This is a genomic window from Pseudoalteromonas sp. SG45-5 (genome assembly GCF_014164085.1).
Taxonomy (GTDB): Bacteria; Pseudomonadota; Gammaproteobacteria; order Enterobacterales; family Alteromonadaceae; genus Pseudoalteromonas; species Pseudoalteromonas aliena.
Map to the genome: position 1 here is coordinate 59,138 of NZ_JACJEM010000021.1, position 9,038 is coordinate 68,175.

Consider the following 9,038-nt stretch of genomic DNA (forward strand, 5'->3'; position numbering starts at 1 on the left):
GATAAATAATTACAATTTGTTGTTATACATCTTGCGCAATATACTTTTATGCATTGAAAATACATAGGTGTTTGTTATGACTTTTAACCCAATTATGTTTGCCCGCCACAGCAATGCTAACAGCGCGGTTGTCAACGCTTTGCAAGCAAATAACAACACCGTTGTAATGGATTTTAGCGGTAGTGAAGCATCGGTATTTTTAAGTACCATTTTAGGCCACGATTTAACTAAATTAACGGCCAGTGGCTTAGGATTGAAAGGGACGCTCGACGAAGACCTAAATTCTGATTATAGCTACGCTGTATATTATTTTAGCGAAACCGCTTTTAGATTTGTATTACCACACAGCGCAAGCATTCAATTACAATCACTTATAAATGAACAACAGCTTCGTTTTGATATTGATTATGTGACTCGTACCGACCTAACTACCTTTACCCTAAGCGGCGAAAACGCATTTGATACCCTAGTTGATGCTTTTAAGTTAACGCCAGGTTTACGCCTTTCTGACGCGCAACTTTGTTACGGCGCGCAAAGTGGTGAGGTATTTATTACTGCTATTGATAAAAGCGATGAACAACACTTTGTGCTTATAGCAAAAACGCCAGAGCTACAAAAATGGCAAAGCTATATGCAAGCGCATGGTTTTGCCCTTATGCAAAATCAAGCCGCATAACGAATATAAACAACAGGTAAGTATAACAATGCTTACCTGTTTTTAGATCTATTTAAGCCACGCCCATTAAGGGTTAATTTAAACGTGAAGGAATGTTATGACGTCTAAAACTGTACTACATGCTAAGCACCTAGAAGCGGGCGCAAAAATGGTTGATTTTCATGGCTGGGAAATGCCAATCAACTACGGCTCACAAATAGAAGAACATAATGCCGTTCGTACTGATGCAGGTATGTTTGACGTATCACACATGACGATTGTTGATATTGAAGGCGAGCAAGCTCAAGCATTTTTACGTAAGTTAGTAGCAAACGACGTAGCTAAATTAACAGTGCCTGGTAAAGCACTTTACACCGGCATGCTTAATGAGCAAGGCGGCGTAATTGATGATTTAATTATTTACTTCTTTAGCGAAACGTTTTACCGCCTAGTTGTTAACTCAGCAACACGCGAAAAAGACCTGGCACATTTAGCTAAAGTATCGAGCGATTTTACCGTTACAGTTACTGAGCGCCCAGAGTTTGCAATGATTGCAGTGCAAGGCCCTAACGCAAAAGCAAAAACAGCCACACTTTTAAATGCTGAGCAACAAGCCGCTGTTGAAGGTATGAAGCCATTTTTTGGTGTGCAAGTAGGTGATTTATTTATTGCCACAACGGGTTATACTGGCGAAGACGGTTACGAAATAGTAGTACCGAACGACCAAGCGGCCGATTTATGGCAACAACTGCTAGATGCAGGTGTAGCGCCTGCTGGTTTAGGTGCACGCGACACGCTACGTTTAGAAGCAGGTATGAACCTTTACGGCCTAGATATGGACGAAAGCGTATCACCACTTGCAGCTAACATGGCATGGACCATTGCATGGGAACCAGAAGATCGCGACTTTATTGGTCGTGACGTACTTGTTAAGCAACGCGCAGAAAAAAGCACTGATAAGCTAGTTGGCTTAGTGTTTGAAGAAAAAGGCGTGCTGCGTAGCGGTTCAAAAGTAATTGTTGATGGTGGTGAAGGGGTTATTACCTCTGGTACTTTCTCACCAACACTTGGTTTTAGTGTAGCCCTTGCACGTGTACCACGTTCAACAGGCGACACAGCTCAAGTAGAAATGCGTAAAAAATTAGTAAACGTTAAAGTAGTAAAGCCTAGCTTTGTACGTAACGGTAAATCAATAATTTAAATAATTTGGTTATATCAATCAGTGTAATTACAGTGATTGATATCCTCCCAATATAAACCAAAGGACAAATAAAATGAGCAACATTCCTAGCGAGTTAAAATACGCACCTTCACACGAGTGGGTTCGCAGTGAAGGAGACGGTACTTTTACTGTTGGTATTTCTGAGCATGCACAAGAGCTTCTTGGCGACATGGTATTTGTTGAATTACCAGAAGTGGGTGATGAAGTAGATGCTGGCGAAGATTGTGCAGTAGCAGAGTCGGTTAAAGCAGCATCAGACATTTATGCCCCGATCAGCGGTGAAATTGTTGCAATTAACGACGAGCTTGAAGATTCACCTGAAACAGTAAACAGTGATGCTTACGGCGACGGTTGGTTATTCCGTATTAAAGCAGCTGATGAGTCTGAGCTAGAAAACTTGCTTGACGCTGAAGGTTACTCGCACACTATCGACGAAGAATAATCGTTAATTATTGTTTGCATTAAAAGCCCCACTATTTAAAACATTGGGGCTTTTATGATTAAAGTGCTTATTTTTCCATACATGGTAAGCAGCTAAATCATAAATATTTTTATTATTACTAGTTACCCATTAGTAATAATTACACTTTTTTGGATCATAGGAATCTGGACACATGTCAAACGCCAAATCTCTTGAAGAACTAGAGCAAAAGCAAGATTTTATTCGCCGTCACATTGGGCCAAGCCCAGAGCAAGTAAGCGACATGCTGAGCGCGCTTGAAGTATCGAGTGTACAAGAGCTGATCGATCAAACTGTACCTGCTAGCATTCGCCTAGAGCAACCGCTAACAGTTGGACAAAGCCGTACTGAAGTTGAAACACTAAGCTACTTAAAATCAGTAGCAAGCAAAAATAAAGTTTTCAAATCATACATTGGTCAAGGCTACCACCCAACACATGTACCACACGTAATTTTACGTAACGTACTTGAAAATCCGGGTTGGTATACTGCGTACACACCGTATCAGCCAGAGATTGCACAAGGGCGTTTAGAATCATTATTAAACTTCCAGACTATGACCCTAGATTTAACCGGTCTTGATTTAGCAAGTGCATCACTACTTGACGAATCAACAGCCGCTGCAGAGGCTATGGGCCTTGCAAAACGCGTATCAAAAGCGAAAAAAGCCAATGCATTTTTTATTGCTGACGACGTACACACACAAACAATCGACGTAGTAACAACGCGTGCCGAGCAGTTTGGTTTTGAAATAATTGTCGGTAAAGCAGCAGACGCGGTTAACCACGACATTTTTGGTGCCTTATTCCAATACCCATCTACATCTGGCGAAGTGGTAGACATAACTGACCTAATTGCTGGCGTACAAAGCAAAAAGGCCATTGCCTGTGTTGCTGCCGACATAATGAGTTTATTACTATTAAAAGCACCGGGTAAATTAGGTGCCGACGTAGTATTAGGTTCGGCTCAGCGTTTTGGTGTACCTATGGGTTACGGCGGTCCTCATGCTGCATTTTTTGCAACACGTGACGCATACAAACGTTCATTACCAGGGCGTATTATTGGTGTATCTAAAGACCGTTTAGGTAACGACGCACTACGTATGGCAATGCAAACGCGCGAACAACACATTCGCCGCGACAAAGCCAACTCAAACATTTGTACAGCGCAAGTATTACTTGCCAACATGGCAGCGTTTTACGCGGTGTACCACGGCCCACAAGGCTTAAAAACTATCGCGCAGCGTATACATCGCTTTGCTGATATTTTAGCTGCTGGCCTAAAAGCTAAAGGCATCGCACTTAAGCACAGCACGTGGTTTGATACGCTAACAATTGCAGATGACAACAAAGACGACGTAATAGCACGTGCCATTGCAAAAGGCGTAAACTTTGCTACAAACCACGAAGGCGAGTACTCAGTTTCGGTATCAGAGACAACAACACGTGCCGATATCGCTGAGTTATTTGATATTATTTTAGGCGAAGGCCATGGCCTAAGTGTTGACGCTATTGCAGCAGACGTTGAAGCAAATGGCAGCGAGTCAATTCCTGTAAGTTTAGTACGTGACGACGAAGTACTAACGCATCCAAACTTTAACAGCTACCACAGCGAAACAGACATGCTTCGCTACATTAAGCGACTAGAAAGCAAAGATTTATCGCTTAATCACTCAATGATCTCGTTAGGCTCATGTACCATGAAACTAAACGCGACCGCTGAGATGATCCCAATTACGTGGCCTGAGTTTGCAAACCTTCACCCATTCTGCCCGCTGGATCAAGCAGAAGGTTACCAAATAATGATTGGCGAGCTACACGACTGGCTAGTAAACATTACCGGTTACGATGCAGTATCACTTCAGCCAAACTCTGGCGCGCAAGGTGAATATGCAGGCTTAATCGCGATTCGTAAATACCACGAGTCACGAGGGGATGCACACCGAAATGTATGTTTAATCCCAAGCTCTGCGCACGGTACTAACCCTGCATCAGCGCAAATGGCGAGTATGAAAATTGTGGTAGTTAACTGCGACAAAAACGGTAACGTAGACATGGTTGACCTTAAAGCGAAAGCTGAGGAAGTGTCTGAAAACTTATCGTGTATCATGATCACTTACCCGTCTACGCACGGCGTATACGAAGAAACAATTCGCGAAATTTGTGACATTATTCACCAGCACGGCGGCCAAGTTTACATGGACGGCGCTAACATGAACGCACAAGTGGGTGTAACAAGCCCAGGCTTTATTGGCTCAGACGTATCGCACTTAAACTTGCATAAAACGTTTTGTATTCCACACGGTGGCGGTGGTCCAGGTGTTGGCCCAATTGGTGTTAAATCGCACCTAGCGCCATTTATGCCAAACCACAGCGTAATTAACGTACCAGGTACTAACATCGGTAACGGTGCGGTATCGGCAGCGCCTTTCGGCTCAGCCGCTATTTTACCTATTTCATGGGCTTACATTACCATGATGGGTTCCGAGGGCTTAAAACAAGCTACTGAAATGGCAATCGTTAATGCTAACTACTTAACGCATGAGCTAAGCAAGCACTTCCCAATTTTATACCGTGGTCGTAACAACCGTGTTGCTCACGAATGTATTGTTGACTTACGCCCGCTTAAAGAGCTATCAGGCATTACTGAAATGGACGTAGCTAAGCGCTTGCAAGATTACGGCTTCCATTCACCCACTATGTCGTTCCCAGTAGCTGGTACATTAATGATTGAGCCAACTGAGTCTGAATCAAAAGGTGAGATTGACCGCTTTATCGAAGCAATGGTATCGATTAAAGGCGAAATTGAAAAAGTAATCTCTGGCGAATGGTCAATCGAAAACAACCCGCTCGTGTTTGCACCGCATACACAAGGCGACGTGTTAGGTAACGAATGGGACCGCGCGTACGACCGTTTTTACGCTGCATTCCCCGTGCCTGCAGTGGCTAAAAACAAGTTCTGGCCAACCGTTACACGTATAGATGACGTATACGGCGACCGTAACTTAGTATGTTCATGCCCAGCGGTAGAGACTTATCGCGACTAAGAGCACAGACTGATTTTTTGATCTTTAATGGGGAGTAAGTTCCATTATAGTTTGGGAATTTATAAAATTGAAAAAGCCGTTGCAGCAATGCAGCGGCTTTTTTGTGTGTGTTTAAACATTGTAGACGCACAGCTTGCTGGCGTGTTGGACGCAGCCCAAAAATGGTTAATTGCTGTAGGCGTTTAGCTTGCTGACGCGCGGGCGATAGCCCGAATAAGTATTTAGATAGGTGCTTGAGATTACTATTACAGATAACGCGAATATGTTTGGCACCTCTAGAAATTAGAAACCTTATTCAAGGTTTTGTCGCGCTGGCGACGGCAGCCAAAGAGGGGCTGCCGCTGGTCCCTCTCTGGACACTCTCAGCGCCACCCGAGCATCACGCTATTTCCTTCAAACCACAATTGATGTGAACATAAACGCCATGAAAGCACATCCATGTGCAAGCATGGCTTTCATTTCATTGCCTACATGGATGTAGGTACTTAGGATTTGTCGGGAACAAAATCCTGCCATGAAATGCATTACTCATCAATTGCTTATTTTCAGGGCGTGATGACGGGGGAGGGTGTTAGACGTGAGATTGGAGCTTGGTCTTGGCAAGATACAAGACCTGACCCTCTGTATTCATGTGATTAATTTAATTCGATGATGGTACGCCTAATGGCACCGGTTTTTCTCTTCGCTTTTTTAGGTCATTGAAGTAACTTTCTAAGCCTGTAAGGTCACTTTCAAGTTCTTCAAAATCCGGGAAACTAACTCCAAACGCACTAGCAGTGTCATGAACATGCTTGCAGCATTTTGCATAAGCATCGCTAATGATTTTGTTGTCATTAGCATCAATGGTATCAATATATTTTAAATTCTGAGTTTTTACCCCATAACTAAAACGCTCAACGACGCCTTTTAATAACCATTCTTCAACTAACCTTTCCCACGTTTTACGCATTTGATCATAAAAAGATTTGGCAGATAAAATATATTGCTGTTGATCTGGGTTATTAAATTGATTTTTAAGTTCAGGTAATTGGGTCTTCAGCTTTTTAATCCTCTTATTAGTATTAAATGCTTCCCAAGGTGGTTCAACCATAGGGTATCCAGCTAACTTTCCATGCCTTCGAATTGCACTAATACTAATAGGAAACTGATGTTGATTTGCCACATCTTCAAGCATTTTTAAGAATGGTAAATCGTGGGTTAATACAACTACTTGTCTATTCTTGCTCTCTTCAACAATACGATTTGCAAATTTTTCACGCCATAGATGATCAAGCGAATTTACGGGATCATCAAACACGATCGCAGACTTACGGTTATCTACTATTAGCTCAGCCATAAAGCCAGCTAGTGCAATACACTTTTGCTCGCCTTCACTGGCAATTTCAGGGATTTTTGCTTCGCTATTGGCTAATTTAATCTCTAGCATAGATTGACCAGCTTTACCGCTAGTTGCAGTTTGGACTTCAAGGTGTTTGAAATTGAGTTTTTTGAGTTCCTGAACAAAGGTTTCTTGTAGTTTGCCAACACTACCTTGTTTTGCTATCTCGTTTACCTTTCTAGTAATAGAAGAAATTTTGGCACTTAGGCCTAAATTTTCTAACAAGTGCAATTGCTTTAAACGTTTAATTTCGTTTTGTATTAAAGCTTTATTTGTCGTTATTTGGCTGCGATTTTCTATATCAGATATTTTATTTATCAGTAAAGTTATTGTGGTTTGTTTAGCTGCGTCATCTTTTACTTCTTGTTCTTTTTTCTTAAAGTTTTCACTTTGTAGTTTCAACCAAGTTAAGCCATTAAGCACTAACTCTTTAAACTGGAAAATAGCAGGTTTACCAATTATACCATTGACCCTTTTTTGAATATCAGCATTAAGGTTTCTTAAGCTATCCGCAACTTCTTTTTTGGAGCCTTCAATCCAACTTAAAACTCCTTCATGCGCTGTTAAGTCAAAGTTTAACCTCCCTAAGCAGTTAACTGCTTGATCGAAATTTTTCTTAGCTGCATCTGCTTCACTTTGTGTTTTGTCTTTTAAGTAATCATTAAACTTCTGTAATTGTTTGGCGGTTGTCTCTGTTATCGGCTGTAAACAAGTAGGGCAGCTTTCTCCAGCCACAGGTGGAAATGATTGACCTTGCCCGTTATGCTTAATAAACTCTTCAACATGTTGCCACATTGATTTCCATACTTGCGAACCAATACCTTCAACTGGTAATCCACCTAAAGCTTGATGTCTAGCGACCTCTGCCGCTGTTTCGGTTGTCTTATAAGTATCAAATAGCTTAGAAATAGTTAAAACAGCTTCATTACTTGTGGACTTTAATAGCCTATCAAAGTGATTTATTAGAGGATCAAGTCGCTGATATTGCTCTTTAAATTTTTTACGCAGGTCTTCAGGCGAACTCCCCTGCAATTCAGCCAACTCTTTTCTCAATTGGGTTAGGCTATCTACTTCAACTTGTGATGCACAATTTTGCTCTAACTCTTCAACAGTAGTGTCTTTATTGATTCTTTGAAGAAATATTGCACTTCGAGAACCTGTCGGAAGTTGAGGGAAAGTAGTCTGTTCTCCTAGTGCTCGAACGCTAGTAATACTAGCCTGAGCTACGTGATTACAGACTAGAATTAGCTCGTCCAACACTTTTAGAGCCGCAGGCTTATATTCAACATTACCTTTTTTAGCTAGATAATGATTAGCCGATTTACTATCAAAAACTCGAATTGATTTCAGCTCAGGTGATGATGCCTGATTTTTAACCCAAACATCTGCTTTGGGCTGTTTATCGCTTATCTGAATGTTAATTTCTGAGCTTGGTATTCCTTTCGTATTTTCATAAACATTAGAAATTACTTCAGGAGCATCACCTCTAGTTAAACATGCATTTTTTAACACTTTGGCATAACTGGATTTGCCTGAGCCATTATTGCCATAAACAACAATCAAGTTAGTTTGTGCGTCAAATGCTAAATTTTGGTTTTGCACCAGTGATGCAACATTAGAAGTGTTGGAGATACCTAGCAAACGTACAGGCTCGCTTTCAACGTTATACCCAACATCTGATACAAGAGCTGTTTTAGTTGCAAAGAGAGCGTCTGGAGAGTTAATTAAATGCTCTGTTTTAGCTAACTCTAATAACACATTTCTGTGCTGTCCAGTCAAAGTTCCATTGTCTAAAATATCTTTAACTGCTGCTCGCCACCACAAAGGTTTACCTTTAGCGTTAACCCACTCAATTACATTTTTTATCGACATTCCTTATCCTTTATAAAATCAATAATCCTTAAAAAAGAATATCAATAAATACTGAAGACTAATAGTAATATAATTTTCAAAAGCAGGAGATTAAAGTAGTCACCCATTAGATAACTCCTGTCAAGCAGGCTGCTCTATCTCCTTGACCTTTTTATTCAAAACCAAGTGCTCTTATTATTTTTAAACTCAATTTAAATATGAATACTTAACTAGTAATGTCGTCGATTGGTGCGAATATTCACCATGGCTTGAATAAAGAGCGCCATATGTAGAACCAAAGGGGTCACCCATTAGAAAGTTCCGGTCAAGCAGGCAGCTGTGTTTTCTTGATCTCTTTATTCAAAAATCAAGTGTTCTTATTATTTAGACTCAATTTAAATATGACTACGCACCTAGTAATGACGT

General features: G+C 41.1%; 6 protein-coding genes. 5 read left to right on the plus strand and 1 reads right to left on the minus strand.

All coding sequences use genetic code 11. From position 1 onward, the window contains the following. Positions 1-76 precede the first annotated feature (76 nt). The 5 genes from H5119_RS08860 to H5119_RS08880 all read left to right on the plus strand — a co-directional run bounded on the left by H5119_RS08860 (position 77) and on the right by H5119_RS08880 (position 5,569). A complete protein-coding gene (locus tag H5119_RS08860) occupies positions 77-676 on the plus strand; it encodes a hypothetical protein (RefSeq protein ID WP_182701958.1) in 600 nt (199 codons plus the stop codon). A 97-nt stretch (positions 677-773) separates the two neighbouring features. Continuing rightward, positions 774-1,856: a glycine cleavage system aminomethyltransferase GcvT gene (gcvT, locus tag H5119_RS08865; RefSeq protein WP_138586350.1), complete on the plus strand. Its 1,083-nt coding sequence runs from the start codon at positions 774-776 to the stop codon at positions 1,854-1,856. A 73-nt stretch (positions 1,857-1,929) separates the two neighbouring features. Continuing rightward, complete coding sequence (gene gcvH / locus H5119_RS08870) at positions 1,930-2,319, plus strand: glycine cleavage system protein GcvH (RefSeq protein WP_138586351.1); 390 nt, start codon at positions 1,930-1,932, stop codon at positions 2,317-2,319. 172 nt (positions 2,320-2,491) lie between these two features. Next, on the plus strand, positions 2,492-5,383 hold the full coding sequence (gene gcvP / locus H5119_RS08875; protein ID WP_182701959.1) for an aminomethyl-transferring glycine dehydrogenase: 2,892 nt from the start codon (positions 2,492-2,494) through the stop codon (positions 5,381-5,383). A gap of 27 nt (positions 5,384-5,410) precedes the next feature. Continuing rightward, positions 5,411-5,569 (plus strand): hypothetical protein, encoded by a 159-nt coding sequence (locus tag H5119_RS08880; protein WP_182701962.1) that lies wholly within the window; start codon positions 5,411-5,413, stop codon positions 5,567-5,569. Between the two features lie 454 nt (positions 5,570-6,023). Here H5119_RS08880 and H5119_RS08885 read toward each other — a convergent pair whose 3' ends face one another. Continuing rightward, positions 6,024-8,633 (minus strand): AAA family ATPase, encoded by a 2,610-nt coding sequence (locus H5119_RS08885; protein ID WP_182701960.1) that lies wholly within the window; start codon positions 8,631-8,633, stop codon positions 6,024-6,026. Between the last annotated feature and the right edge of the window lie 405 nt (positions 8,634-9,038).